Raw genomic sequence first — 24,729 nt, 5'->3', positions numbered from 1 at the left:
GGGGGCGCCCCCCACGGCGATGGGCTACTTCGTCTCCAGATCCCGGCGCCGGAACCCCTCGAGCCCCAGCCACACCAGGCCCGCGGCGACCAGCGTCAGCACCAGCAGCGGGGTCCAGGACATCTCCGCGGCGGGAAGCTGCGGGACGTGGCCGAAGGGGGAGAGGTTGTTCATCCAGTCCGGGAACTGGAGGATCTGGCCGAGGTAGCCGACGACGAAGGCGTACACGGGGACGACCCAGGCCGCGGCGCTCGCGCGCGGGAACCAGCCGAAGAGCACGACCGCCACACCGACCGTGACCCACAGGGCCGGTGCGTAGGCGAGGGCCGCGCCGACCAGCTTCAGCAGCAGCCCGCCGTCGCCGGTCGAGGCCGCGCCCGAGACGCCGAAGCCGAGCCCGGCCAGCAGCAGCACGAGCGTGCCGCCGCCCATGGCCGTCGCCAGGTGGCTGCCGACCCAGCGGCTGCGCGAGAGGCCGGTGGCGAGCAGCGGCTCGGCGCGGCCCGCGGTCTCCTCCGAGCGGGGGCGCAGGGCGGCCATCACCACGTACACCGCCGCGACGACCGTGATGACGACCATCACCATCGAGGCGAACGACTCGGCGATGCTGGAGCCGCCGATGCGGTCCAGGGCCTCCTGGATCTCGTCGATGTCCTTCAGCATGTCCTCGGCGTCCCCGAGGATCGAGCCGTACATCGCGCCCATCACGAACAGGCCGACCCCGAAGCCGACCAGCATGCCGCGGTGCAGCCGCAGCGCGAAGCCGACCGGTGTGGTGAGCGCGTCGGAGGCGGCCGGGCTGCCCAGCTTCTCCGGGCGCAGTCCCGCGCCCACGTCCCGCCGGGTGGAGAGCACGAAGCCGACCGTCGCACAGACCCCCGCGAACGCGAGGCACAGCAGCAGCGGCCACCAGGCGTTGTCGACGTACGGGTACGTACGCTGCGCCCAGCCGATCGGCGACAGCCAGGACAGGGCGCCGCTGGAGCCGCTGTCGCCGGCGGCGCGCAGCACGTACGCGACACCGATGACCGCGAGTGCCATGCCGCTCGCGCCGCGCGTGTGGGCGGTGATCTGGACGGTGATCGCGGCGACGGCGGCGAAGACGACGCCGACGGCCGCGTGGTCGAGGCCGTAGAGCAGCGACCCGGTGCCGCCGATGCCCTCGATGCCCGCGCCGGACAGGCCGAAGGCGAGCAGCAGGGCCAGGACCAGGTTGGCGAGGACCGCGACCGACAGGGCGGCGGCGAGGTGGGCGTGGCGGCCCACGACCGTCGAGCGCACCAGCTCGGCGCGGCCGGTCTCCTCCTCGGCGCGGGTGTGCCGGGTGATGATCAGCACGCTCATCAGGCCGACGAGGACGGCCATGAAGCCGAGCATCTGGTGGCCCAGCATCGAGCCGAAGTTGTAGTCGTCGAGGTAGTGGCGGGGGCCCGACATGGCGAGGCCGGCCGGGCTGTCCATGGTCTTGACGACGTTCGCGCGATCCTTGGGGTCGCCGTAGAGCTGCTTGTAGTTCTGGGCCGTGGACAGGGTGCCGAGGAACAGCGCCAGGATCCACACCGGGAGCCGGATGCGGTCCCGGCGCAGGGCGAAGCGGATCAGGGTGCGGGTGCCGGCCAGGGTGTTGCCGCCGGTGACGGGAGCGGCGGGGGCCGGGGCCTTGGCGGTGGTGGCGGTGGTCATTTCGCCGCTCCGTTGCTGTGGCCGTTGCCGGAGTGCCCGTTGGCGGCCAGCTCGTCGCCGTAGTGGCGGAGCATGAGCTCCTCCAGCGTCGGCGGGTGGCTGACCAGGCTGCGGATGCCGAACTCGGTGAGCTTGCGCACGGCGCCGTCGACCTGGGCGCCGTCGACCGCGAAGCGGACGCGGCCGTCGGCGGTCTGCAGGTCGTGGATGCCGGGCAGCGCGTCCAGGCCGGTGGCGGGGCGCTCGGTCTCGGCCTCGATCGTCGTACGGGTCAGGTGGCGCATCTCGGTGAGCGTGCCGGACTGCACGATCCGCCCGAGCCGGATGATGCTCACCCGGTCGGCGAGCTTCTCCACCTGGGCCAGGATGTGGCTGGAGAGCAGCACGGTCTTGCCGGCGGCCTTGGCCTCGACGATGACGTCCTGGAAGACGACCTCCATCAGCGGGTCCAGGCCCGCGGTCGGCTCGTCGAGCAGCAGCAGCTCGGCGTCGGAGGCGAGCGCGGCGACGATGGCGACCTTCTGCCGGTTGCCCTTGGAGTAGGCGCGGCCCTTCTTGGTGGGGTCCAGGTCGAAGCGCTCGATGAGGTCGGCCCGGCGCTGCTTGTTGATGCCCCCGCGCAGCCGCGCGAGCAGGTCGATGGCCTCGCCGCCGGTGAGATTGGGCCACAGCTCGACGTCGCCGGGGACGTAGGCGAGATGCCGGTGCAGCTCGACCGCGTCGGCCCACGGATCCCGGCCGAGCACCTGGGTGGCACCGGAATCGGCGCGCAGCAGGCCCAGCAGGACCCGGATCGTGGTGGACTTGCCGGCGCCGTTGGGGCCGAGGAAGCCGTGGACCTCGCCGGTCTCGACGTCCAGGTCGAGGCCGTCGAGCGCGCGCGTCTTTCCGAACGACTTGTGCAGTCCGGAGACGGTGATTGCCTTCGTCATGCTTCAGAACGTACGTTGACTTCACAAATTTGTGAAGTTAAGGAAGCGTATAAATCGCGGATAGGCTCGGGGGTGCCGCGCGAGCTGGGCGAACGCAAGGGAGATGATCTACGGATGACGCAACCGAGTGAGGCGGGCCGGGATCCCGAAGCGGTGTCGAAGTTCGTGGAGGCGTTCGCGGCGCAGCTGGTCGAGGCCGGGATGCAGCGTATGGCCGCGCGCGTGTTCGCCGCGCTGCTCGCGTCCGACGCCGGCGCCCTGACCTCCGCCGAGCTCGGCGAACAGCTCCGGGTCAGCCCGGCCGCGATCTCCGGCGCGGTGCGCTATCTCGCCCAGGTCCACATGGTCTCCCGCGAACGCGAACCGGGCTCGCGGCGCGAGCGCTACCGGGTGCACAGCGACCAGTGGTACGAGGCGATGACCAACCGCGACGCCATACTCAGGCGCTGGGAGGCCACCCTGCGCGAGGGCGTCGACAGCCTGGGCGCCGCGACCCCCGGCGGCCGGCGCATCGCCGAGACGCTGGCCTTCTTCGAGTTCCTGGAGGGCGAGTTCGGCAAGCTGATGGAACGGTGGCGGGAACACCGGGAGGCGACCTTCGGCACGTGAGGCCTGGCGGCCCGACGGCCCCACGGCCCGACGGCTCACCCGGCCCCCGGCAACACCAACCGCAGCGCGCCTTCCCCCACCGTCCACGTCCGCCGGCGCACCGGCCCGGACACCGCCGTGTCCGCCCGGTACCGGAAATGCGCCCCCGACACGGTCACCGTCCGCCCCTCGGCCCGCAGCGGCGACGCCTCCGCGCCCACCGAGGCCGGGCGTACCTCCACCGCGGCCACTCCCGAGGACCCCGGCGTCACCGACACCGCCTCCACCGGATGGCCGAGGTCCACCAGCGTCGCCCCGTCGACCTCGACCCGCAGCCGGGACGGCCCCGCCGCAGCGGTCTCGGGGGTGCCCCGGGCCGGCACCAGGGTCCGTACGAGTGACTGGCACGTACGCAGCCAAGGCCGCCCCGCACCCGGCCCCACCGCGCTCGCCCCGGCCGGCGCGCCGGGGTCGCGTATCGGCGGGATCCGCAGCGCGCCCAGCACCACCCCGTCGCTGTCGTCCACGAGCAGATCGAGCCGCCGCTCCACCCCGTCCAGCACCGCCCGCGCCGCCGCGACCGCGCCCGTCGGCACCCCGAGGGATCCGGCCAGCGCCAGCGCGCCCCCGACCGGCACCACCGACAGCACGCATTCCGCCAGCTGCCGCTGCCGGTGCAGCAGCGCCACCGCACGGGTCAGCGCCCCGTCGTCGCCTATCACCACCGGCCGGCGAGCGCCGCGCCGCGCCAGCGCCCGGGCGAATTCGTCCGGGCCCTCCGGTAGACACACCTTCGTCGCCGCACCCGCGCTGAGCACGTCTTTCGCGATCCTCACGGACTCTCCGTCCGTCCTCCGGGCGATCGGATCGATCACCACCAGCAGCTGATCGGATATCGCGAAAGTCGCCACCTCGGCCATGCCTCGCTTCCTCGGGTAGCATCTTTGTGCAAGAGCCCCTTGCGCTATTGCGCCAGGGGCTTCGTCTATTCCGGGGCCATCCGGTCCGACGGTTCGCGGCCAACGAAGGTCGCGGCCGGTGCTGGTGCACGCGGCGGAACACCTTACGCGTGCACCCCTGACCTTGGACATGCCCCGCCCGGAAGGGGTGTACGCGCGTGCCCGCACTTGTGCTGCTCGGTGCTCAGTGGGGTGACGAGGGTAAAGGCAAGGCCACCGACCTGCTCGGCGGATCCGTCGACTACGTGGTCCGCTATCAGGGCGGCAACAACGCCGGCCACACGGTCGTCGTCGGCGACCAGAAGTATGCCCTCCACCTTCTCCCCTCCGGCATCCTCTCGCCGGGGTGTACCCCGGTCATCGGCAACGGCGTCGTCGTCGACCCGTCGGTCCTGCTCTCCGAGCTGAGCGGTCTGAACGAGCGCGGCGTTGACACGTCCAAGCTCCTCATCAGCGGAAACGCGCACATCATCACGCCGTACAACGTGACGGTGGACAAGGTGACGGAACGCTTCCTCGGGAAGCGGAAGATCGGGACCACCGGCCGCGGCATCGGCCCGACCTACGCCGACAAGATCAACCGCGTCGGCATCCGCGTGCAGGACCTGTACGACGAGTCGATCCTCACCCAGAAGGTCGAAGCCGCCCTCGACGTCAAGAACCAGGTCCTCACCAAGCTCTACAACCGGCGCGCGATCGCCGTCGACCAGGTCGTCGAGGAGCTGCTCGGCTACGCGGCCAAGATCGAGCCGTACGTCGCCGACACCGTCCTGGTCCTCAACCAGGCCCTGGAGGACGACAAGGTGGTCCTCTTCGAGGGCGGCCAGGGCACCCTGCTCGACATCGACCACGGCACGTATCCGTTCGTGACGTCGAGCAACCCCACCGCCGGCGGTGCCTGCACCGGCGCGGGCGTCGGCCCGACGAAGATCAGCCGCGTCATCGGCATCCTCAAGGCCTACACGACCCGCGTCGGCGCCGGCCCCTTCCCCACCGAACTCTTCGACGAGGACGGCGAGGCGCTGCGCCGCATCGGCGGCGAGCGGGGTGTCACCACCGGCCGTGACCGGCGCTGCGGCTGGTTCGACGCGGTCATCGCCCGCTACGCGACCCGCGTGAACGGCCTGACCGACTTCTTCCTCACCAAGCTCGACGTGCTCACCGGCTGGGAGGAGATCCCGGTCTGCGTGGCGTACGAGATCGACGGCAAGCGCGTCGAGGAGCTGCCGTACTCGCAGTCCGACTTCCACCACGCGAAGCCGGTCTACGAGACCCTGCCCGGCTGGTCCGAGGACATCACGTCCGCCAAGTCCTTCTCCGACCTGCCGAAGAACGCCCAGAACTACGTCAAGGCGCTGGAGGAGATGTCCGGCGCCCCGATCTCCGCGATCGGCGTGGGTCCGGGCCGGGACGAGACGATCGAGATCAACTCGTTCCTGTAGGGCGGGCCATAGGGCAGGCCACAGGGCCGGTCAAGGGACATGGGTGTCCTTGACCGGCCCTTGGGCGATGGAGGGGTCAGCGGCTCAGCACTCGCCGCGCCAGACGACCTTCTTCGCGGTGACCCCGACGTAGTTCGTCTTGTACGGGGTGTCGAAGGGGTAGTGGAAGCACTTGGTGAAGGTGTTGCCGTTGTACTGCCAGGTGAAGTTCACGTGGTCGTATCCCGGCTGGGGATTGCCGTTGTTGTAGACGGACTTGATGCCGGAGATGGTGCCGGACCAGTTGCTGTACCTCGCGTACATCGTGCCCGTCTGGTTCGCCCCGGTGTACATGCAGAACGCGCCCCTGGGACAGGCCGCGGTGACGCCGACCTCCCCGGCGGCGGCGGTACCCGAGAGGCCGGCGGTCGCCGCCAGTGTGCCGGTGGCTGCGAGCATGCCGATGGTCCTCAAACGCATGGTGTATTCCCCCTGATGTCAGGCTGTTCCGACCGGACCAGCATCCACGGGGGTCTTCCAGGCGGGAACCTATGACATGGGAGGGTCACATGCCTTGACATGCCCGAAGGACATCAGCGGGCGGCGCCGCCGATGAAGTGGGCCCAGGCGTGGCCGGAGACGGTGAGGTTCGGGCCGTCGGGGTTCTTGGAGTCGCGGATGTGGATGGCGGTGGGGGTTTGGGGGCAGCGGGCGACTTCGAGGCATTCGCCGCCACTGTCACTGCTGTAGCTGGACTTGAACCACCGCAGAGTGCCGGTCACTGGAGCTCTCCTGCCAACTGCTCGACGAGGCCCAGCGACTCGCGTGGGCCCAAGGCCTGTGATCGGATCTTCGCATAACGGTGCATGTATGTCGTCACCTTGGCCGCGTCGCTGACGAGGATGCTTTCGTCCTGTGGCTCCAGGTAGACGAGGTGCTCGTGATCGGGAGTTTCCACGAGGGTCATGTCACCGCGGCAGCCGGCGTGTTCACCATCCAGCCCGCAGCCCGTCGGCAACACCTGGACCGTCACATTGCGGCGCTTCGCGCACTCCACGAGGTGCAGTAGCTGCCCGCGCATAACCTCCCGGCCACCAATCGTGCGCCGCAGCGCGGACTCCTCGACGATCAGCTCGATCAGGGCCGTCGGGTCCCGGTCGAGGAGCGCCCGTCGTGCCAGCCGCGCCTCGACCAGCTCCTCCACACGCTCGTCCTTGAGGGGCGGATAGCCGCCGCCGATCAGCGCGGCATCCAACTCCGCAAGGCCGGCGTCCAGTTCGACGCGATCAGGGTCGACGGCGAGGGGGGCCGGGACGTCGCCGACTGGCTCGCGCGGATGACCGGCGGTGATCCGGGGCCGATCGTGGAGACGGCGACGGGTCGGCGCGGGGTCTACTTCCTCGTGCCCGTCGGTAGTACGTCCCACCGCGCCTGGCCCGAAAGCGTCACCCGCCTCACCGCCGGTCCGAGCCGTGTCTCGTACATCCCGGTACCCGCGCTCAACGGCCTGACCTGGCCCTTGAGTTGGCGCTACCGCCCGACGACCTCCGACCGCTTCGTCCATGCGCGCCTGCTGTGCACCGTCCTTCACTCGCAGGGGTGAAGAACGTGAACGAGTCACAGCAACAAACGAAATGCCCCCGCGGTGCGCCAACACCCGGGGGCTCGACACCCGGAGCGTACTCTCCAGATGCGTACTCATCGTACGACGCCTGCGCGCGTCTTTTCAGGCTTCTCGCTCGCCCTACTCCGCGACCGGAGCATCTCCTGGCGCGCGGTGAGCGTACTGACGTGCCTGCTGGCCCTCCCCAACCGCGCCCGAGTCACCCTCCGTGCGCTGGCCACGCCCAGTGCGAAGGGGCGGAGGCGGGTCGCCGACGCCCTGCGTGAGCTGGAGGAACGGCGGTATCTGCGGCGGGCGGGGGTGGCGGGCCAACGCCCCGTCGTCTATGAGGTGTTCGACACCCCGTACGAAGCCGATCCACGAACGGGTGAAACCGAAAAAGTCCCGGAGTCCGACGCCCCGAGCAGGCAGACCGTGCGTGCCGCGCACCTGCTCATCTCGCTCAGGGACATCGACCGCCGGCTCACCCTCGACGGCGCCGAGGCGCTGCGACTCGCGCCGCTCGTCGAGAGGTGGTGGGAGCGGGGCGTCAGCAGTGCGCGGGTGCGGGCGGCGCTGGCGTACGAGTGGCCGGGGCCGGTGCACTCGGCGTCCGCGCATGTCGAGGCGTGTCTGGTGCGCGGATGCCCAGAGGCGCCGACCTCTCGGCCGGTCAGGGTTGTCGAGGTCCAGGAAGGCTTCCGGCGCGCGTCCGTGGGCCGGTTGAGGTAATCGAAAGGAATGCGATGACCACATTGCTTGAACGGACAGAGACGGTATACCGGAGGTATACTGGCGTGGTGGCTGACACTACCGTCAAGGTTGACCCCGCTGTCCGTGACCGCCTCATGGTTCTCGCCCGCGAGCGGGGGATGACCATGCGCGACCTGATCGCCGAACTGGCGGGTGCCACGCCGACGAAGGAGGAACTGCGCAAGCGGTACGAGGAGACCAAGGCGTACTGCGAGACGCACTTCGGCGTGACGCTCACGGACGAGGACCACGACAGGGTGGAGAAGGTCTGGCAGGACCTTGAGGCCGGCCGGCCCGTGGACAGCCTGTGAGCGCGGCGAGGACTGGGTCGACCGGCGTCGTCTTCGACGAGTCGGCCCTGCTGGCGCTCGGCTCGGGGAACTCTCTGGCCTCTCAGTTCGTCGCGAACAACGAGCACGGGCCCACTCGGCACGTGTACGTTCCGGCGCTGTGCCTGGCTGCTGCGGACGGCATGCGCAAAGGGCTCGCCGAGCATGTCGGAGCGCTGCCCGCCGTGGAGATCGTCGAGTTGGACTTCTCCGGGGCGTCCACCGTGGGTGCGCTGTTGCGCGACGGAGTGGAGTGGCGGCTCGGCCACGCGATCCATCTGTCCCGGCCGACGCCGGACTGGCCTGATGGGCGCCATGTGCTGACCGTCGAACCGGACCAGTACGCGGACATGCCCCTCGTGCGCACCATCCGGTTGCCGCGTCAGCGGTGAACCGAGGGGAGGGCACCCGCCCGGTGTCCTCCCTCTCCCGGCCCCTGGTGGAGTACTGAACGGGCAAACCGCACATCCCGCCCATAGCCTGAGGCTGCACGACCCCGCACGTACCCAGAGAAAGGCGAACGCGATGCGCGTCATGCTCAAGGCGACCCTCGACACCGAGAAGGCCTCCGAAGTCATCCGCAGTGGCAGGATGCCGGAGCTGATGAAGAGGGGCATGGAGCGGCTCAAGCCGGAGGCCGCCTACTTCGGGCCCGAGGGCGGCCGGCGGACCGCCTTCCTGGTCTTCGACATGAAGGACAGCACCGAGCTGGTCCCGGACAGCGAGGTGTTCTTCAACGAACTCGGCGCCACGGTCGAGGTCTTCCCGCTCATGAACGTCGATGATCTGCAGAAGGGCCTGGCCCAGATCAGCTGAAGACGATCATCGAACCCTGCGCCAGACTCCGCGTCGCCGCCGCGTGCAGCCCCAGCCAGACGTGCCGTTCGCGGGCGAAAGGGCTGGGGTCGTACGGGGCGGGCACGGCCGGTTCCTCCAGGGACGTGGGGGCGAGCGGGGGCTGCGGCGCCGTCGGGGGGTTGGCCGGGTCGATACCGATCACCGGGGCCACGGACTCCAGCTCGCGCAGCAGTGCCTGCGAGGAGCCCAACGGGCCGCCGCCCGCGAGGAGCTCGTCGTTGGCCAGCGGACCCGGGAAGTCGACCGGGACATAGGCGCCCGCGTGGTCGTAGTGCCAGACCAGGTGCGACTGCTGGGCCGTCGACTCGAACATCTCCAGCAGCTGTTCGTAGTCGCCGCCCAGTTCGTCGACCGGCGTCACCGCAAGGCCGCAGACCTGGAGCAGATACGCGCGGCGCAGGAAGTGCAGCGCGTCGTAGTCGAAGCCGGCGACCGGGGCGACGTCGCCGGACAGGCCCGGCATGTACTGGTACACCGGCACCGGTGGCAGCCCGGCCTCGGCGAGCACCTTGTTGTATTGCGCGAGTTCCTCGGCGAAAGGGTTGTCGGGGGTGTGGCACAACACATCGACAAGCGGTACCAGCCACAGGTCACAGGCCAAAAGAGGACTCCTCGCACAGCTCGTGTAGCACGTCGGTCAGGGAAGGGTAGTCGGTGCGGCTCGGGGGCGGATCCCCTCGTACGGGCCTCACCCGGGTCCCCGCTCGTGCAGGTCCCATACCCATACGCCGTCGACCCACCTACCGGGCCCGCCCACCAGCTTCTCCACCGTCTCACGCAGCGCCCGGTCGTTCGGCTGCGGGGCAAGCACCAGGACACCCGCCCTCCAGTACGCCAGGTCGGCCCGGGCCTGCTGCCGCCAGGAGTCGTTGACCGGCGGTACGTCGCCCGAGTTGCGCACATCGCGCAGCAGGTTGGAGGTGAAGCGGGGCTCGGCGCCGTAGATGCCGACGCGTTCGTCGCCGTAGGGGCCGTTGAAGTAGCCGCCCGCCAGCTTGAAGCCGAGACCGGCCTCGGTCTGCCAGTGCAGCGCCTCCGCGTCGGAGGGGTCGGGCAGCGGCACCGGTACGAGTGCCTCGCCGTCGCGGACGTACGACTTCCAGGTGCCGTCCGCGATGAAGGCGGGGACGTCGACGCGGTCGACCGCCCGCAGCGGGGCGGGGATGAGCGGGAGGAGCGCGAGACCGACGCCGAGCAGGCCGACGTAGCGCGTGGTCAGGGGGCGGGCTGTGAGCAGCTTGTCCAGGGCGACGGCGAGCAGCATGCCCAGCGCGGGGGCGCAGATCATCGCGACCCGGCTCTCGACGACCGCCTCGAACAGCGGCTTGTCGGCGAGGAGTTCCCAGGGGCCGGGGAGGGTGATGCGGGTGAGCGGAATACGGAACTCCCGTCCCAGGGACAGCAGGGCCGCCGCCACCGCCGTGAACGCCAGCGCCCTGACCAGGGCCCGCTCCCACAGCCGTACGAGGATCGCGAAGGCGAGCAGGGCCAGCGGCCAGCCGTAGAAGGCGTTCTGCTCGGTGGTGTTGAAGGCCAGCGCGTTCGCCGTCCTGGCGTCGCCCGCGAGCCAGGAGCGCTCGGCGAAGGAGAGCAGGGCGAGGGGGCTGTTGAAGGAGCGGGGGTTGTGCTCGATGTCGGTGTAGCTCTGCGGGCCGGCGAACTGCCAGACGAGCGGATACACGACGAGCGGAAGACAGACGGAGGCGGCGATGACGAGCCCCTTGAGCAGGGGCCGCCAGGACGCGCGTGCCGTCTCCGGCCGTGCGACGGCGTGGGCAGCGGCGAACAGCAGCATGCCCAGCGCCGCGAGCAGCAACGGCTCCTCGCCGAGGAAGATCTGGTACGCCGCCATCAGGCCGAGCACCACCGCGTCCCGTACCACCCGGGTGCCCGTGCACAGGCGCAGGGCGCGGTCGATGATCAGCGGGATCATGAACAGGACGACGAAGTTCGGGTGCGCGTGGGCGTGGCTGACCATCGGCGGGGCGAAGGCGGCGAGCGAGGCGCCCACGAAGGCCGGGATCCGGCCGCGTACGACGTACTTGACGATCAGCCGGTACCAGGCCGCGGCGGTGGCGGCGAGGCCCAGCGTCATGACCAGGCTGAGAGTGACCGCGGGCCCGGCGGTGAGCGTCAGGGGCGTGAGGGGGACGGACAGGCCCAGCATGACCGTGTTGGCCATGAGGTTGACGCCGTCGGGGAAGCCCTGGAGGTCGGTGAAGAGGGGGTTGCGGAGGTGGGCGACGTTGTCGGCCGTGACCGCGAAGAACCACTCCCACTGGTTCTGGTCGCGCAGCGAGTCGGGGAGGTAGCGGTGGGCCGGGTCGAAGAAGCGGCCGGAGTAGAGGGCCACCGACATCAGGAGGAACAGGAGGCCGGCGTAGAGGTCGGCGGGGCGCAGGGAGCGCAGTGCGATCCGGGCTATCTCGGTGAGGACGCGGGCGTAGTCGAGGGGGCCGACCTTGGAGCCGGGCCGGTGCGACCAGCGGACGGGGACCTCGGCGACGGTGAGACCCGCGCGGCGGAGGTGGCGTAAGACCTCCACGTCGATGCCCCAGCCGTTGACGCGGGAGGCGGCGTAGGCCTCGCGGGCGCGGTCGCCGTCGAAGAGCTTGAAGCCGCACTGGGTGTCGTGGATGCCGGGCAGGGCCGTACGGCGTATCAGTACGTTCCCGGCGCGGCCCAGGAGTTCGCGCAGCCGGTGCTGGCGGTCGCCGATCGAGGCGCCGGGGACCGAACGGGAGCCGATCGCCGCGCAGTTGCCCTCGCCGAGCGCCTTGTCGAGCCGCTCCAGCTCCTCGATCGGGGTCGCGAGATCGGCGTCGGTGACCAGCACGCGGCGGCCCCGGGAGGCGGCGACGCCCAGGCGCAGGGCGTGGCCCTTGCCGCGGTTGCGGGTGCCGGTGACCAGGCGGACACGGGGGTCCTGGCGGGCGGTGACGAGATCGCCGGTGGCGTCGGTGGAGCCGTCGTCGGCGACGACGATCTCCCAGGAGGGCCAGCGGGCCCGGTCGGCGTTCAGGTGGTCGGTGAGGGCGTCGAGGGTGGGGGTGAGCCGGTGCCGCTCGTTGTAGGCGGGGATGACGACGGACAGCTCGCAGGGGCAGGCCTCGTCGGGGTCGTGTTCGGTGATGTCCGCGGAGAGCTCGGGCAGGCCCTGCTCGGGGCTCATCCGGCCGCCAGCCGCTCGATCAGGGCGAGGGAGTCCGCGTCGTGGGCGGCGATGATCGAACGGGCGGAGGGCAGGTCGCGGCGCATCAGGGCGTCGACCAGTTCGGTGTGCCGGGACCACAGGTGGCCGCGTAGATCGTGCAGGCGGCGCAGGTGCTGGACCGCGCAGACCCAGGACTGCAGGCGCAGCCGGTGCAGGAAGTCGGCGAGGTAGGGGTTGCCGAAGAGGGCGGCGAGCTCGCGCCAGAAGCGCAGGTCGTAGCCGATGAGCACGGTGAGGTCGCCGGCGATGGCGGCGCGCTGGGCCTCCTCGGCGCGGCGGCGCACGCCGACGACGGCGGTGTGGACGCGGGGGTCGTCGGGGTCGCGGTGGCGCGCCCGGTCGGTGGCCAGGACCTGGAACATGCCGTCGAGGACCAGGGCGCGGGCCTCGACGATGCCGCGGTAGTCCTCGACGGAGTACTCGTGGACGCGGAAGCCGCGGTGCTGGTCGGCCTCCAGGAGGCCCTGTGCGGAGAGGTCGACGAGTGCCTCGCGTACCGGGGTGGCGGAGACGCCGTACAGCTCGGCGATCTCCTTCACGGTGAATTCCCGGCCCGCCTGGAGCCGCCCGGCCAGTACCTCGTCCCGCAGCGCGTCCGCGATCTGCTGGCGCAGGGTACTTCGCGTCACGGAGCCGTTGCCGCTGGTGCCGGGCATGGTCAGGGCGTCTCCCGTCGTCGCGATGAGGTGGCGTGCACGTCTATGTCTACGAGCACGCCACCTTACGCGTTCGGGTGCCGGGCGAGGTTTCTGCGCCGCCCGACTTTTCTCGCCCCCGCCGCCCCTACCCATTCCCGTCCCCCCGGGGGCCTGCGGCCCCCAGACCCCCGCTCCGGCCCTGAAGGGGCCTTGTCCTCAAACGCCGGACGGGCTGGATGGTGCGGACCGGCGTGGAGAGGTGGCGTCCCTACCCCGTGTACTCGTCCGCCACCGCCAGCGCGGCGTCCAGCGCCGCCAGCCCTTCCTTCAGTTCCGCCTCGCTGACATTGCACGGCGGTACCACGTGGGTGCGGTTCATGTTCACGAACGGCCACAGGCCGGCGGTCTTCGCGGTGGAGCCGAACGCTGTCATGGGGGCGTTCGCCTCGCCGGCCGCGTTGTAGGGGACCAGCGGTTCGCGGGTCTCCCGGTTCTTGACCAGTTCGAGCGCCCAGAACATGCCCACGCCCCGCACCTCGCCGACGCAGGGGTGCCGCTCGGCCAGCTCCCGCAGCCCCGGACCGACCACGTCGGCGCCCAGGCGCGCGGCGTTCTCGACCACGCCCTCCTCGGCCATGACCTCGATCGTCGCGACGGCGGCCGCGCAGGCCAGCGGATGGCCCGAGTACGTCAGACCGCCCGGGTACGGCCGCTTCGCGAAGGTCTCGGCGACGGCACCCGAGATGGCCACGCCGCCCAGCGGCACATACCCCGAGTTCACGCCCTTCGCGAAGGTCATCAGGTCCGGCGTCACATCGAACAGGTCCGCCGCGAACCACTCACCGGTCCGCCCGAACCCCGCCATGACCTCGTCGAGGACGAAGACGATCCCGTACTTGTCGCAGAGCTCCCGGACGCCGGAGAGATAGCCGGGGGGCGGGATCATGATGCCCGCCGTCCCTGGGATCGTCTCCAGGATGATCGCGGCGATCGTCGACGGCCCCTCGAAGGCGATCGTCGTCTCCAGGTGCTCCAGCGCCCGGGCGCACTCCTGCTCCTCGGTCTCGGCGTAGAAGCGGGAGCGGTAGAGGAACGGCGCCCAGAAGTGCACCACGCCGGCCGTCCCGCCGTCGGAGGCCCAGCGGCGCGGGTCGCCGGTGAGGTTCACGGCCTGCTGCGTGCCGCCGTGGTACGAGCGGTACGCCGAGAGCACCTTCGGGCGGCCCGTGTGCAGCCGGGCCATCCGCACCGCGTGTTCCACGGCGTCCGCGCCGCCGTTGGTGAAGAAGATGCTGTCCAGGTCACCCGGCGTCCGCTCGGCGATCAGCCGCGCCGCCTCCGACCGCGCCTCGACGGCGAACGCCGGCGCGAAGGTCGTCATCCGCGCCGCCTGCTCCTGGATCGCGGCGACGACCTTCGGGTGCTGGTAGCCGATGTTGGTGTAGACGAGTCCGCTGGTGAAGTCGAGATAGCGCCGGCCGTCGTAGTCCCAGAAGTACGACCCCCGCGCACCGGCGACGGCGAGCGGGTCGATGAGCTCCTGCGCGGACCAGGAGTGGAACACATGCGCACGGTCCGCGGCCTTCACGGCGGCGCCGACCTCGGGATTCGGCTGAGGGGTCATGCGGCCGAGCGTAGGAGCCGGTTCGGTCGGCGCGATATCGGCGTCCTGTCTGCGGTCGGCGGGTTTCCGCGACAGGTTGTCGACACGTGTTACAGCCGGCCGGGCGTCACCAGGTCGTCCAGCAGCACGCCCAGCGCCGACTTCGGGGTGGTCTCGCTCGACTCGCTGTTCGTCTGCCCCCAGCCCACGCGCGAGTCCGTGAAGCCCGAGCCCTTGGTGTCGTTGACGCCCTGGAAGATGCCGAAGTCGAGGGGCCCGTCGTCCGCGGAGGCGGGAACGGCGGACGTGAGCAGAGCCGCGCCGGCGAGCGCGGTGGCAGTGATGATCTTCATGCCTGATCCAACGACGGCAGGGGCGGGAGGATGCTCTATTGACAGCAAGCTGTCTAAGTGTCAGCATGCTGTCATGACTCGCAAACCCGTGTACCTCGCCGTCTACGACACCCTCGCCGACTGGGAGCCCGGCCACGCCACCGCGCAACTCGCCCGCGCCGGCTACGAGATCCGCACCGTCGGCCCCACCCGCGAACCCGTCACGACCGTCGGCGGCCTGCGCATCCAGCCCGACCTTGCCCTGGCCGACGTACGGCCCTCCGACGCGGCCCTGCTGATCCTCCCCGGCGCCGACCTCTGGGACGCGGGCGACGAACTCGCCCCCTTCGCCCGCACCGCCCGCGCCTTCCTGGACGCCGGAGCGCCGGTGGCCGCGATCTGCGGGGCGACGGTCGGCGTCGCGCGCGAGGGACTGCTCGACGAGCGGGACCACACCAGCGCGGTCTCCTTCTACCTGGCCGCGACCGGGTACGCCGGCGGCGAGCGGTATGTCGAGGCGGACGCCGTCACCGACGGTGGGCTCGTCACGGCCGGTCCCACCGAGCCGGTCGCCTTCGCCCGGGAGATCCTGCGGCTGCTGAAGGTGTACGACGACGCGGCCGTCGACGCCTGGTACCGGCTGTTCCACGACTCCGACGCCGAGGCGTACGCCGTCCTGGAGAAGGCCGGCGTGCTGTGAGCCGCGAACGACAGGACCTGCTCAGCCGCAGCGCGCTCGGGGTCTTCAGGCTCAACGGCCAGTTCCTCGCGGTCGCCGAGGAACTGGCCAGGCCGGCCGGGCTGACGGCGGCCTGGTGGCAGGTGCTGGGCGCGGTGCTCGGCGAACCCCTCCCCGTCTCCGGCGTCGCCCGCGCCATGGGCATCACCCGGCAGAGCGTGCAGCGCATCGCCGACCTGCTGGTGGACAGGGGGCTCGCCGAGTACCGGCCCAACCCGGCCCACCGCCGCGCGAAGCTGCTCGCGCCGACGGAGCAGGGACGGGCGGCCGTCTCCCGTATCGACCCCGGCCACGCGGCCTTCGCGGATCTGCTGGCCGAGGCTGTCGGGGAGGCGGAACTCGCCGATGCCGTAAGGGTTCTGGAACGGTTGTCGAAGGCCCTCGACCAGATCGCCGTTCCTGTTACGGAACCGTAGGCACCGGCCCGCTCACCTCCTCATATGCCGCACTATCGTGGGGCCGACGCATAGGCGGGGGCTGGTTGGGGGCGTGCGATGCAGAAGCTGGGGCCGGGGGATCCACCGCGGATCGGGGTGTATCGGCTGCTGGCGCGGCTGGGCGCGGGCGGCATGGGGGACGTCTATCTCGCCCGGTCGGACCGTGGCCGTACCGTCGCCGTGAAACTCGTCCGGCGGGAGCTGGCCGCGCAGGAGGAGTTCCGCGCCCGGTTCCGGCAGGAGGTGCGGGCCGCACGGCAGGTCGGCGGGTTCTGGACCGCGCCGGTGCTGGACGCGGACACCGAGGCCGAGGTGCCGTGGGTGGCCACCGGGTATGTCGCCGGGCCCAGCCTCCAGCAGGTCGTCGGGCACGACCACGGGGCGCTGCCCGAGCGTTCGGTACGGATCCTGGCGGCGGGCCTCGCGCACGCGCTCAAGGACATCCATGCCGCGGGCATAGTGCACCGGGACCTGAAGCCCTCCAACGTCCTGATCACCATCGACGGGCCCCGCGTCATCGACTTCGGTATCGCCCGCGCGCTGGAGACGGTCGGCGAGAGCGGGCTCACCCGCACCGGCTCGCTCGTCGGGTCGCCGGGGTTCATGGCGCCCGAGCAGGTGCGCGGGGAGCGGATCACGCCCGCGTGCGACGTCTTCTGCCTGGGCTCGGTCCTCGCGTACGCCGCGACCGGCAAGCTGCCCTTCGGCTCGGTCGACAGCGGCGCCCACGCCCTGATGTTCCGGATAGCCCAGGAGGAGCCCGACCTGGAGGGCGTGCCCGAGGGCATCGCCGAGCTGGTACGGGACTGTCTGCGCAAGACCCCCGGCGCCCGGCCGACGCTGGACCGGATCCTGGAGCGCACGGGGGCGGAGGACACCGTCTCGGACGGCCGGTCCCGGGACCCGTGGCTGCCGAGCGCGCTGGTGGCGCAGCTGGGGCGGCACGCGGTGCGGCTGCTGGACACGGAGGATCCCGTGGGACCCGTGGGATCGGTGGGATCGGTGGGACCGGTGGGATCCGGTGACGCCGGCTCGGGTGTGCCCGGCCCCGCGGTACCGAGCCCCGCCCTCGCCCCCGGCGCGCCCGCCCCCGCCCTGTCCCGCCCCGCCGAACCCACCCCCGCCGCCTCCCCCGAGCACTCCCCGGCCGCCCCCGCGACGCCGCCCGACCAACTCCCCACCGTCGTCGCGCCCCGGAGCGGCCCGACCCCGCCGCCGAGCCCCGGCACTCCACCCGCCGGCGCCTTCGGAGAGGCCGCCGCCCCCGGTGGCACCCCGGCCCACCCGGCGTACGGCTCCCCGCAGCAGCACCCGCAGCAGCCGGCGTACGGCTGTCCACCGGCCGGCCCGACCCCGCCGCCCTACGGCTCGACCCCGCCGTACACCCCCGCCCGGTCGTACGGCCCCACCCCGCCCTACGACCCACCCCTGCCGTACCTTCCCGCGCCCCAGCCCGAACCGCCGCAGCGCAGCGGCCGTTCCACCGCGGCGCTCGTCCTCGTCGCGCTGGTCGTCGCGCTCGCCGCCGGTGGCTCGGTGTACGCCCTCATGAACGGCGACGGCGACGGCAGAGCCGACGGCGGTCCCACCCCCGCCCCGTCCGCCCCGTCCGCCACGGCCACCGCGACCTCCGACCCGGCCGACACCACCCCCACACCCACCCCGACCACCTCGGCACCCGCCGACGGCGTGGTCCCGGCGCGGTACCTCGGCACCTGGACGGCCTCGATCGACAACGACACCGGCCGGAACACCCGCCGGCTGACCATCCGGCAGGGCGAGGTGGGCGACACGGTCCTCTCCCTCGTCGCCGACGGCCCGGCCGGCACCGGCAGCTACCACTGCGAGTTCGAGGCGGCGCTCACCGAGGCGCCGGGCGCGGACGGCCCGCTGGAGATGGGTCCCTCCAGCGTGACCGCCGGCGAGCCGGCCACCTCCTGCTCGCCGGGCGAGGCCACCGAGGTCACGCTGCTGCCGGACGGCAGGCTGGAGCGCGTGAACACGAGCAGCGGGGAGAAGCTGACGTACACCAAGCAGTAACCCCAAGTGCCCGTACGCGTAAGGTCGTTGAGAGCGCGCGAGCCTACGGTGACGCCGGTGGACTGGCTGAGCGCAGAGAACGTCGTGGCCGTCGGCACGGCCGTGCTGGGTGTCGTCGCGTCGGGCGTCATGGTCTGGTACGAGCGGCGGGTGCCGCGCCGCAAGCGCATCGGCTACCGCGTCCAAATGGACAACCCCATAGGCGACGACGTGCGTTCGGGCCGGGCGAACGTCCGGCTCGGTCTCTTCGACGCGGACATGGACGACGCGACGCTGGTGCTGCTGCGGGTCGAGAACGACGGGTCGCAGAGCATCGACCGCGACGACTACACCGGCCCCGAACCCCACGGCCTCACCGCCGTGTTCACCGACCGCACCATCCGGGGCGTCTCGGTCACCCAGCCGACCGACATCGACCATCTGATGGACCACTTCACCGCGCAACGCGGCTTCGGCTACGAGGACAACCGGCTGCGCATCCCGCGCGTCCCGCTCAACCCCGGCGACTACTACAAGCTGCTGGTCCTGCTCTCCGGAAACGGTGACGTCGGCAGCGAGATCCGGCTGCGCGGCGGCCTCAGGGACGGCGAGGTGCATCCCAACCGCAGTGCGACACCGGACGACAAGGCCCCGGTGTTCAGCCTGCCGGCCAGGGTCTTCACCGGTCTGCTCACCCTGTCCGTGCTGGCCCTCGCGGGCATCGTCGTCTTCCGGGACGGCAATCCGATCGAGTGCGAGCAGGGCGAGGTGACGGTGATCGGCTCCACCGCCTTCGAGCCGGTGATCTCGACGCTGGCGCGGCAGTACGAGAACAAGTGCGCGGGCGCCGAGATCGACGTGGAGACGCGCGGCAGCGAGGCCGGTGTCGCCGAACTCGCCGCGCTCGCCGACCGGTCGAAGGGCGCGGCGCGGTCGGTCATCGCGTTCTCCGACGGCCCGCTGGGCGAGCGCCTGGGGTTGAAGGGGAAGAAGGTCGCGCTGTCGGTCTTCACGCTCGTCGTCAACGACGGGATCGACCTCGGGCCGGACGGGCTGTCGGTGCAGCAGGTGCGGGACCTCTACAAGGGCCGGTACAAGCGGTGGGGCGAGGTGCTCCCCGGCGCCGACAGGGCGACCGCCGAGCTGCCCGTCGTCCTGGTCAGCCGCAGCGACAGCTCGGGGACGCGGCAGGTGTTCCAGGACCGGGTGCTCGGGGGATGGGAGCAGGCGCAGAGCACGTCACTGGACTGCCGCCCGCCCGAGGGCGCCGCCGTCACCGTGGTCACGCGATGCGAACTCGCCCGTACCTCCGACGTCCTGGACAGGATCGCCGAGCAGCCCGGCGCCATCGGGTACAGCGAGCTGAGTGTCGCCGCCGAGCGCAAGGGCGTACGGACGGTGCCGCTCGACGGCGACCGGGCCGACGTGGACGAGATCGAGCGCGGTGACAGCGCCTATCCGTACCGCGACATCGAGTACGCCTACACCTACGGGACCGCGCCCGACGACTCCCTGACGGCGGGGTTTCTGTCCTACCTGGACAAGGAGAGCAGCAGACAGGTGATCCGTACGCAGGGGCATGTGCCGTGCGCGACGCCGGTGGGGCTGGAGCTGTGCCGCTGACCCGCGGGCGGGATCACCGCGGCTCCGGCGGCCGCTGGCGCGGCATGTTCGGGCGGGCCCCGTTCGGCGGGGGGACGGGGAAGCGGCCCAGGCCGCTCATGCCCGCCTCCTGCCGGGTCCCCCCGGCCACCGCCGACTGGATCCCCATCGGCGCCGAACCCGTCCGGAACTCCACCATCCAGTCCGCCGTCTCCGACCGCACCAGCTCCGTCACGTCCTCCGAGAAGCGGCGCAGCACGCCCAGACACCGCTCGGCGGCCTCGCCGGCCGTGCCCTCGGCCGGGCCCAGGACCTCCCGCACGCTCTCCGTCGCCCAGTCGAACTGGAGCACCTGAAGCCGCCGCTGCACGGCCTGGGCCGTGGCGACGTCCCTTATCCAGCCGGACGTGAGACCGAAGAACCGGTCGGCCGCCAGACAGGCCACCGCCAGCAGCAGCGCCAGATATCCCCAGGGGGCCACCCCGCTCGCGACCCGGGTCAGGTCCAGCAGGGGCAGCGCGGCTCCGACCACCGCTCCCGCCGCCGCCCCGCCGCGCAGCGCCCGCGCCGCCCGCCGCTTCCACACCCGGTCGGCGAGATACCACGCCGCCGTGTCCAGCGCCCCGCGCTCCACCCATCGGTACAGCTCGTCCAGCCGCACCGCCGGCTCCCCCCAGTCCCCGTGCGGAAACACCCGTCCCGTCAGATCGCCCGGCCGAAGTCCGGCCGCCCCTTCGCCGCCCCGCCCGTCCCGAGGCGACCTGTCGGGCTGCATCTCCGGCTGACCCACCCGGCACTCCCTACTGTCACGGTGCGTGACATCACGTGCCCTCGTGGCGCACGGAACGTCACGCAGCACCTGAGGCTGACGCGCCGGACCCTTCCTACCGCCCAATGGGTGTCGAAGAGATGTCTTTCGCCTCTTTTCCGCCCGGAAGGGGTCCTTGATCAGGTATAGGACCTCGGTTCATCCAGTTCCCTCTCACTCGAAAGAGTGCTGGGGCGACGGCCACGCCGACCACGTAGGCTCGTGCTGAAACAGGAAACGCGTACACGCGCAAGGAGCTGATCGTGATCCCCGGTGGTGGCCAGCCCAACATGCAGCAGCTGCTCCAGCAGGCCCAGAAGATGCAGCAGGACCTGCAGCGGGCGCAGGAAGAACTGGCGCAGACCGAGGTCGACGGCCAGGCGGGCGGCGGCCTGGTGAAGGCGACCGTGACCGGCGCCGGCGAGCTCCGGGCGCTGAAGATCGACCCGAAGGCGGTGGACCCGGAGGACACCGAGACCCTCGCCGACCTGATCATCGCGGCCGTACAGGCGGCCAACGAGAACGCGCAGAATCTCCAGCAGCAGAAGCTGGGCCCGCTGGCCCAGGGCCTGGGCGGCGGCAGCGGCATCCCGGGCCTGCCGTTCTGACGTTCCGCGCGTTCCCCGCCGTGCCTTTCTAAGAGGGGGCGGGGCCATCTACCGTACGTACCGTAAGGAACCCCAGGAAGGACGGCAGTCCGTTGTACGAAGGCGTGGTGCAGGACCTCATCGACGAGCTGGGGCGGCTGCCCGGCGTCGGTCCCAAGAGCGCCCAGCGGATCGCCTTCCACGTCCTCCAGGCGGAACCGACGGACGTACGGCGCCTCGCCCAAGCCCTCCTCGAGGTCAAGGCGAAGGTCCGCTTCTGCGCGACGTGCGGGAACGTCGCGCAGGAGGAGCTGTGCAACATCTGCCGGGACACGCGTCGCGACCCGGCGGTGATCTGCGTGGTCGAGGAGCCCAAGGACGTCGTGGCGATCGAGCGGACGCGTGAGTTCCGCGGCCGCTACCACGTCCTCGGTGGCGCGATCAGCCCGATCGAGGGTGTCGGACCGGACGACCTGCGGATACGAGAACTTCTCGCGCGGTTGGCCGACGGTACGGTCACGGAGCTGATCCTGGCCACCGATCCGAATCTCGAGGGCGAGGCCACCGCCACGTACCTCGCGCGCATGATCAAGCCCATGGGCCTGAAGGTCACCCGCCTGGCCAGCGGCCTCCCGGTGGGTGGCGACCTGGAATACGCGGACGAGGTCACCCTCGGCCGCGCCTTCGAGGGGAGACGACTCCTAGATGTCTGACGCCACGCTGCACGCGACCGAGCAGAACCCGGACGACTTCGCGGTCCAGATCGCGGACCAGATCGAGAGTTTCCTGGTCGCGGTCTCCGAGGTCGCGAAGGGCGACGAGCCGGGCTCGACGGTGCCCTTCCTCCTGCTGGAGGTCTCCCAGCTCCTGCTGGCCGGCGGCCGCCTCGGCGCCCACGAGGACATCGTCCCCGAGGAGCGCTACGAGCCCGACCTGGGCCCGGAGCCGGACGTGGACGAACTCCGCGAGAACCTCGCCCGCCTGCTGGACCCGGTGGACGTCTACTCGGAGGTCTTCGACCCCTACGAGCCCCGCAAGGCACCGGTGCCGGCCCGTATCTCCGACGACCTCGCCGATGTCATCACCGACCTGCGCCACGGCATGGCCCACTACCGCGCCGGCCGCACCACCGAGGCCCTGTGGTGGTGGCAGTTCTCCTACTTCTCCAACTGGGGCTCCACGGCGTCCGCGACCCTGCGCGCCCTGCACTCCGTCCTGGCCCACGTCCGCCTGGACCAGCCCCTCGAGGAACTCGACGGCCTCGACACCGACCAGGGCGTGATGGGCGACGAGACCCTCGAGTTCGAGGCCGGCAAGGTGATGGAGCAGGAGATCGGGGAGCAGTTGGGGCTGCGCTCGGTGCAGCAGCCGTAGGACCGGCCGACCGGCTCAGATCCGTACGGCCGTCCCGGACACGCCGATGCCCGTGTCCGGGGCCGCCGGAACCGTCACGGTGATCGTGCTCGGGCGGCCCATGTCCGTGCCCTGGTGGATCGTCAGGGTGGCGGGCGTCGGTACCAGCCCGAGTTCGCGCAGATAGCCGCCGAACGCTGCCGCCGCGGCACCGGTGGCGGGGTCCTCGACGACACCGCCGGGCGGGAACGGGTTGCGGGCGTGGAACGTGGTGGGGGACTCCCGCCAGACCAGGTCGACGGTGGTCCAGTCGTGGCGGGCCATGAGGGCGGCGAGTGCGTCCATGTCGTAGTCGAGGTCGGCCAGCCGCTCCCGGCTCGCGGCGGCGACGACCGGGTGCCAGGCCCCGGCGAAGGCCACCCGCGGTGGCAGCGCCGGGTCCAGGTCCCCGGCGGACCAGCCCAGGATCGCCAGCAGTTCGGCCAGCTCCGCCTCCGGGATCGGCGCCGTGCGCGGTGCCACGCTCACCAGGGTCGCCATCACGGTGCCGTCGGCCGTCCGGTCGGTGGTCACCGTGACCGGGCCCGCCTTGGTACGCAACTGCAGCTTGCCGGTGCCGTGCCGTTCCGCGTGGGCGACGGCCGTCGCGATCGTGGCGTGGCCACAGAACGGCACCTCGGCGAGCGGGCTGAAGTACCGGATGTCCACGGTGCCGTCCTCGCCGCCCGGCACCACGAACGCCGACTCCGAGTAGCCGAGTTCGGCCGCCGTCGCCAGCATCGTCGCGTCGTCCACCCCGGTGGCGTCGAGCACCACGCCCGCCGGGTTGCCTCCCTCGGGGTCGCTGCTGAAAGCCACGTATCGCGAAATCTCCATCCGTGGACCGTAGCCGCGGTCGGGAAACGGGACCAGGGGATTACGGATCAAAGTGATCAGGGGAGAGCGAAAAGTGACGCGGGTTACAGAAGACGGCTTCCGAAGTCGCGTAATGCTGCGGCCCCTCGGGCGGTCTCACAGGGGCAGCGGCCACACCCGGCCGGTGCTCCCGCCCCCGAATCGGAGCCCGCCCATGCACGTCACCCTGGAGCAGTCGACCGGCGCCCACCTGATCACCGCCGCGGACCAGGACATCGCGATACCCGCGACCCTCCGCTACACCTCGGCCGACCCGCTGGCCGTGCACATCGACTTCCCGCCGCACACCACCCTCGACGGCGAGGCCGCGACCTGGACGTTCGCGCGGGTGCTGCTGGGCGAGGGGCTGCGGGCCCCGGCCGGGCCCGGCACCGTGCGGGTGCGGCCGTGCGGGGCGTCCCACACCTACGTGGAGTTCCACTCGCCGGTGGGCGTGGCCGTCCTGCGGTTCACCACCTCGGACCTGTACCGCTTTCTCGCCCGCACCTACACCGTGATCGCGCCCGGCGAGGAGACCGTGGGGGCCGAGCTGGACCACGGGCTCGCGGCGCTGTTCGGCGGGCGGGTGTGAGGCGTCACAGCCCCCACACCCCCTTCCCGGCCGTCGTGACCCCGCCCAGCAGCGCCAACCCCAACACCACCGCCCGCGCCCGCTGTTCGGACATCCGCCCGGCGAGCCACCTGCCGATCAACCCGCCCGTCACCATCGCCGCGCCCACCGTCCCCCACCGCCCCGCGCTCAGCTCCGGCACCCCGTTGGCCGCCACCGAGAACACGTTGACGACCACCCCGTAGAACTGCGCGTTCGGCACGAACTCCCGTACCGTCCACCCGGCGTTGACCGCGTACAGGGACACCGGCGGACCGCCCACCCCGGCGGCGGAGTTCATGAACCCGCCCACCGCGCCGGCCGCCACCGCGCCCTTCGTGCCGCGCAGGGCGGGGGCCCGGGCGCCGCGCATGACCAGGAGCACGGCGATCGTCACCAGGCCTCCCATCAGCAACAGCAGGACTGGTTCGGGGAGTTGGCGGGTTGTCCAGGTACCCGCCGGCACCGTGCAGGCCGCCGCGACGCACAACGGCACCATCGCGCCCGGCCGCACCTGCCGCCAGCCGCTCGCCAGGCCCACGACACTGATCGCGCCACACGCGCAGTTGGCGAGGACGACTCCCTCCGCAGGCCCGAGCAGTAGCACCAGCGCGGGTACGGCGACCAGCGCGAAACCCATGCCCGTGAGCCACTGGACCGAGGAGCCGAGCAGCACGATGCAGGCCAGCAGTGCCTCGCCCGCCATGGTTTGGGCCATCGCGTAACCGTACGACCACCGCGCGCGAATTGGGCGAGCCCTGTCCCTG

Annotated in this window: 28 protein-coding genes and 1 pseudogene; 15 read left to right on the top strand and 14 right to left on the bottom strand. The window is 71.5% G+C overall.

What is annotated here, in order from left to right:
- Positions 1–24: 24 nt before the first annotated feature.
- Together IM697_RS43580 and IM697_RS43575 are read right to left on the bottom strand one after the other, a co-directional pair.
- Positions 25–1,683 carry an ABC transporter permease gene (locus tag IM697_RS43580; protein ID WP_194043123.1) on the bottom strand — a complete coding sequence of 553 codons (1,659 nt, stop codon included), beginning with the start codon at positions 1,681–1,683 and terminating at the stop codon, positions 25–27.
- The gene (locus tag IM697_RS43575; RefSeq protein WP_194043121.1) at positions 1,680–2,615 is read right to left on the bottom strand and encodes an ABC transporter ATP-binding protein; all 936 of its coding nucleotides are present in this window, start codon (positions 2,613–2,615) and stop codon (positions 1,680–1,682) included. Before IM697_RS43575 ends, IM697_RS43580 begins: the two co-directional genes overlap by 4 nt.
- Positions 2,616–2,729: 114 nt before the next feature.
- Between IM697_RS43575 and IM697_RS43570 the strand changes: the two genes are divergently transcribed.
- Complete coding sequence (locus tag IM697_RS43570) at positions 2,730–3,224, top strand: GbsR/MarR family transcriptional regulator (protein ID WP_194043119.1); 495 nt, start codon at positions 2,730–2,732, stop codon at positions 3,222–3,224.
- 35 nt (positions 3,225–3,259) lie between these two features.
- Here IM697_RS43570 and IM697_RS43565 read toward each other — a convergent pair whose 3' ends face one another.
- Positions 3,260–4,123: a diacylglycerol kinase family protein gene (locus IM697_RS43565; RefSeq protein WP_194043117.1), complete on the bottom strand. Its 864-nt coding sequence runs from the start codon at positions 4,121–4,123 to the stop codon at positions 3,260–3,262.
- Positions 4,124–4,320: 197 nt separating this feature from the next.
- Between IM697_RS43565 and IM697_RS43560 the strand changes: the two genes are divergently transcribed.
- Positions 4,321–5,604 carry an adenylosuccinate synthase gene (locus tag IM697_RS43560; protein WP_194043114.1) on the top strand — a complete coding sequence of 428 codons (1,284 nt, stop codon included), beginning with the start codon at positions 4,321–4,323 and terminating at the stop codon, positions 5,602–5,604.
- An 84-nt stretch (positions 5,605–5,688) separates the two neighbouring features.
- Here the strand turns inward: IM697_RS43560 and IM697_RS43555 are convergent, their stop codons facing one another.
- From IM697_RS43555 to IM697_RS43545, 3 genes and pseudogenes are all read right to left on the bottom strand, one after another.
- Positions 5,689–6,042, bottom strand: a complete 354-nt coding sequence (locus tag IM697_RS43555) for a peptidase inhibitor family I36 protein (RefSeq protein WP_194043112.1) — start codon at positions 6,040–6,042, stop codon at positions 5,689–5,691.
- 134 nt (positions 6,043–6,176) lie between these two features.
- Positions 6,177–6,365 (bottom strand): DUF397 domain-containing protein, encoded by a 189-nt coding sequence (locus IM697_RS43550; protein ID WP_194043110.1) that lies wholly within the window; start codon positions 6,363–6,365, stop codon positions 6,177–6,179.
- A pseudogene (locus tag IM697_RS43545) lies at positions 6,362–6,850 on the bottom strand (DUF5753 domain-containing protein); the annotation flags it as partial. The pseudogene IM697_RS43545 and the gene IM697_RS43550, both read right to left, overlap by 4 nt.
- Here IM697_RS43545 and IM697_RS43540 point away from each other — a divergent pair.
- The 5 genes from IM697_RS43540 (at position 6,809) to IM697_RS43520 (ending at position 9,084) form a co-directional block, all read left to right on the top strand.
- Positions 6,809–7,186, top strand: coding sequence for a hypothetical protein (locus IM697_RS43540; protein ID WP_194050135.1), 378 nt, complete (start codon positions 6,809–6,811; stop codon positions 7,184–7,186). The pseudogene IM697_RS43545 and the gene IM697_RS43540 overlap by 42 nt on opposite strands.
- A 174-nt stretch (positions 7,187–7,360) precedes the next feature.
- Entirely contained in the window at positions 7,361–7,918 is a 558-nt protein-coding gene (locus tag IM697_RS43535) for a hypothetical protein (protein WP_194043106.1), read from the top strand.
- Between the two features lie 68 nt (positions 7,919–7,986).
- The gene (locus IM697_RS43530) at positions 7,987–8,250 is read left to right on the top strand and encodes a hypothetical protein (RefSeq protein ID WP_228044417.1); all 264 of its coding nucleotides are present in this window, start codon (positions 7,987–7,989) and stop codon (positions 8,248–8,250) included.
- Complete coding sequence (locus tag IM697_RS43525) at positions 8,247–8,660, top strand: PIN domain-containing protein (protein WP_194043102.1); 414 nt, start codon at positions 8,247–8,249, stop codon at positions 8,658–8,660. The genes IM697_RS43530 and IM697_RS43525 overlap by 4 nt, the downstream gene beginning before the upstream one ends.
- A 133-nt stretch (positions 8,661–8,793) precedes the next feature.
- Positions 8,794–9,084: a hypothetical protein gene (locus tag IM697_RS43520; protein WP_194043100.1), complete on the top strand. Its 291-nt coding sequence runs from the start codon at positions 8,794–8,796 to the stop codon at positions 9,082–9,084.
- Here the strand turns inward: IM697_RS43520 and IM697_RS43515 are convergent.
- The 5 genes from IM697_RS43515 to IM697_RS43495 form a co-directional block, all read right to left on the bottom strand.
- The gene (locus tag IM697_RS43515; protein WP_194043098.1) at positions 9,077–9,727 is read right to left on the bottom strand and encodes a phospholipase D-like domain-containing protein; all 651 of its coding nucleotides are present in this window, start codon (positions 9,725–9,727) and stop codon (positions 9,077–9,079) included. The genes IM697_RS43520 and IM697_RS43515 overlap by 8 nt on opposite strands.
- 87 nt (positions 9,728–9,814) lie before the next feature.
- Positions 9,815–12,298 carry a dolichyl-phosphate beta-glucosyltransferase gene (locus tag IM697_RS43510; protein ID WP_194043096.1) on the bottom strand — a complete coding sequence of 828 codons (2,484 nt, stop codon included), beginning with the start codon at positions 12,296–12,298 and terminating at the stop codon, positions 9,815–9,817.
- Positions 12,295–12,996 (bottom strand): GntR family transcriptional regulator, encoded by a 702-nt coding sequence (locus tag IM697_RS43505; RefSeq protein WP_194043094.1) that lies wholly within the window; start codon positions 12,994–12,996, stop codon positions 12,295–12,297. The genes IM697_RS43510 and IM697_RS43505 overlap by 4 nt, the downstream gene beginning before the upstream one ends.
- Positions 12,997–13,246: 250 nt before the next feature.
- Entirely contained in the window at positions 13,247–14,602 is a 1,356-nt protein-coding gene (locus IM697_RS43500) for an aspartate aminotransferase family protein (RefSeq protein ID WP_194043092.1), read from the bottom strand.
- A gap of 89 nt (positions 14,603–14,691) precedes the next feature.
- Positions 14,692–14,934 carry a hypothetical protein gene (locus IM697_RS43495; protein WP_194043090.1) on the bottom strand — a complete coding sequence of 81 codons (243 nt, stop codon included), beginning with the start codon at positions 14,932–14,934 and terminating at the stop codon, positions 14,692–14,694.
- Between the two features lie 73 nt (positions 14,935–15,007).
- Here IM697_RS43495 and IM697_RS43490 point away from each other — a divergent pair, with 73 nt between their 5' ends.
- The 4 genes from IM697_RS43490 to IM697_RS43475 all read left to right on the top strand — a co-directional run bounded on the left by IM697_RS43490 (position 15,008) and on the right by IM697_RS43475 (position 19,731).
- Entirely contained in the window at positions 15,008–15,613 is a 606-nt protein-coding gene (locus IM697_RS43490) for a type 1 glutamine amidotransferase family protein (protein ID WP_194043088.1), read from the top strand.
- Positions 15,610–16,068: a MarR family winged helix-turn-helix transcriptional regulator gene (locus tag IM697_RS43485; protein WP_194043086.1), complete on the top strand. Its 459-nt coding sequence runs from the start codon at positions 15,610–15,612 to the stop codon at positions 16,066–16,068. Before IM697_RS43490 ends, IM697_RS43485 begins: the two co-directional genes overlap by 4 nt.
- Positions 16,069–16,146: 78 nt before the next feature.
- Positions 16,147–18,129 carry a serine/threonine-protein kinase gene (locus IM697_RS43480; protein ID WP_194043084.1) on the top strand — a complete coding sequence of 661 codons (1,983 nt, stop codon included), beginning with the start codon at positions 16,147–16,149 and terminating at the stop codon, positions 18,127–18,129.
- Between the two features lie 57 nt (positions 18,130–18,186).
- A complete protein-coding gene (locus tag IM697_RS43475; protein WP_194043082.1) occupies positions 18,187–19,731 on the top strand; it encodes a substrate-binding domain-containing protein in 1,545 nt (514 codons plus the stop codon).
- 13 nt (positions 19,732–19,744) lie between these two features.
- On the opposite strand, the gene IM697_RS43470 is transcribed toward IM697_RS43475, so the two are convergent.
- A complete protein-coding gene (locus tag IM697_RS43470; protein WP_194043079.1) occupies positions 19,745–20,500 on the bottom strand; it encodes an SLATT domain-containing protein in 756 nt (251 codons plus the stop codon).
- Positions 20,501–20,781: 281 nt separating this feature from the next.
- Here IM697_RS43470 and IM697_RS43465 point away from each other — a divergent pair, with 281 nt between their 5' ends.
- From IM697_RS43465 to IM697_RS43455, 3 genes are all read left to right on the top strand, one after another.
- Positions 20,782–21,126 (top strand): YbaB/EbfC family nucleoid-associated protein, encoded by a 345-nt coding sequence (locus IM697_RS43465; RefSeq protein ID WP_194043077.1) that lies wholly within the window; start codon positions 20,782–20,784, stop codon positions 21,124–21,126.
- 92 nt (positions 21,127–21,218) lie between these two features.
- Entirely contained in the window at positions 21,219–21,818 is a 600-nt protein-coding gene (gene recR / locus IM697_RS43460; protein WP_194043075.1) for a recombination mediator RecR, read from the top strand.
- A complete protein-coding gene (locus IM697_RS43455) occupies positions 21,811–22,479 on the top strand; it encodes a DUF5063 domain-containing protein (RefSeq protein WP_194043073.1) in 669 nt (222 codons plus the stop codon). Before recR ends, IM697_RS43455 begins: the two co-directional genes overlap by 8 nt.
- A gap of 15 nt (positions 22,480–22,494) precedes the next feature.
- Here the strand turns inward: IM697_RS43455 and IM697_RS43450 are convergent, their stop codons facing one another.
- Positions 22,495–23,334, bottom strand: a complete 840-nt coding sequence (locus IM697_RS43450; protein ID WP_194043071.1) for a PhzF family phenazine biosynthesis protein — start codon at positions 23,332–23,334, stop codon at positions 22,495–22,497.
- A 193-nt stretch (positions 23,335–23,527) separates the two neighbouring features.
- Between IM697_RS43450 and IM697_RS43445 the strand changes: the two genes are divergently transcribed.
- Positions 23,528–23,944, top strand: coding sequence for an SsgA family sporulation/cell division regulator (locus IM697_RS43445; protein ID WP_194043062.1), 417 nt, complete (start codon positions 23,528–23,530; stop codon positions 23,942–23,944).
- A gap of 4 nt (positions 23,945–23,948) precedes the next feature.
- On the opposite strand, the gene IM697_RS43440 is transcribed toward IM697_RS43445, so the two are convergent.
- Positions 23,949–24,680 (bottom strand): sulfite exporter TauE/SafE family protein, encoded by a 732-nt coding sequence (locus IM697_RS43440; RefSeq protein ID WP_194043060.1) that lies wholly within the window; start codon positions 24,678–24,680, stop codon positions 23,949–23,951.
- Positions 24,681–24,729: the final 49 nt, after the last annotated feature.

It is taken from the genome of Streptomyces ferrugineus (genome assembly GCF_015160855.1).
Lineage (GTDB): Bacteria > Actinomycetota > Actinomycetes > Streptomycetales > Streptomycetaceae > Streptomyces > Streptomyces ferrugineus.
Note: the sequence above shows the minus strand (reverse complement) of the source record. Positions and strands in the feature narration are given on the sequence as shown.

What these genes read in the sequence shown, in the direction of transcription:
- IM697_RS43455 (WP_194043073.1), top strand. Translation starts at nt 21,811, where the DNA reads ATGTCTGACGCCACGCTGCACGCGACCGAGCAGAACCCGGACGACTTC.
- IM697_RS43490 (WP_194043088.1), top strand. Translation starts at nt 15,008, where the DNA reads ATGACTCGCAAACCCGTGTACCTCGCCGTCTACGACACCCTCGCCGAC.
- IM697_RS43495 (WP_194043090.1), bottom strand. Translation starts at nt 14,934, where the DNA reads ATGAAGATCATCACTGCCACCGCGCTCGCCGGCGCGGCTCTGCTCACG.
- IM697_RS43580 (WP_194043123.1), bottom strand. Translation starts at nt 1,683, where the DNA reads ATGACCACCGCCACCACCGCCAAGGCCCCGGCCCCCGCCGCTCCCGTC.
- IM697_RS43505 (WP_194043094.1), bottom strand. Translation starts at nt 12,996, where the DNA reads ATGCCCGGCACCAGCGGCAACGGCTCCGTGACGCGAAGTACCCTGCGC.
- IM697_RS43440 (WP_194043060.1), bottom strand. Translation starts at nt 24,680, where the DNA reads ATGGCCCAAACCATGGCGGGCGAGGCACTGCTGGCCTGCATCGTGCTG.
- IM697_RS43575 (WP_194043121.1), bottom strand. Translation starts at nt 2,615, where the DNA reads ATGACGAAGGCAATCACCGTCTCCGGACTGCACAAGTCGTTCGGAAAG.
- IM697_RS43510 (WP_194043096.1), bottom strand. Translation starts at nt 12,298, where the DNA reads ATGAGCCCCGAGCAGGGCCTGCCCGAGCTCTCCGCGGACATCACCGAA.
- IM697_RS43570 (WP_194043119.1), top strand. Translation starts at nt 2,730, where the DNA reads ATGACGCAACCGAGTGAGGCGGGCCGGGATCCCGAAGCGGTGTCGAAG.
- IM697_RS43520 (WP_194043100.1), top strand. Translation starts at nt 8,794, where the DNA reads ATGCGCGTCATGCTCAAGGCGACCCTCGACACCGAGAAGGCCTCCGAA.
- IM697_RS43555 (WP_194043112.1), bottom strand. Translation starts at nt 6,042, where the DNA reads ATGCTCGCAGCCACCGGCACACTGGCGGCGACCGCCGGCCTCTCGGGT.
- IM697_RS43500 (WP_194043092.1), bottom strand. Translation starts at nt 14,602, where the DNA reads ATGACCCCTCAGCCGAATCCCGAGGTCGGCGCCGCCGTGAAGGCCGCG.
- IM697_RS43450 (WP_194043071.1), bottom strand. Translation starts at nt 23,334, where the DNA reads ATGGAGATTTCGCGATACGTGGCTTTCAGCAGCGACCCCGAGGGAGGC.
- IM697_RS43565 (WP_194043117.1), bottom strand. Translation starts at nt 4,123, where the DNA reads ATGGCCGAGGTGGCGACTTTCGCGATATCCGATCAGCTGCTGGTGGTG.
- IM697_RS43480 (WP_194043084.1), top strand. Translation starts at nt 16,147, where the DNA reads ATGCAGAAGCTGGGGCCGGGGGATCCACCGCGGATCGGGGTGTATCGG.
- IM697_RS43445 (WP_194043062.1), top strand. Translation starts at nt 23,528, where the DNA reads ATGCACGTCACCCTGGAGCAGTCGACCGGCGCCCACCTGATCACCGCC.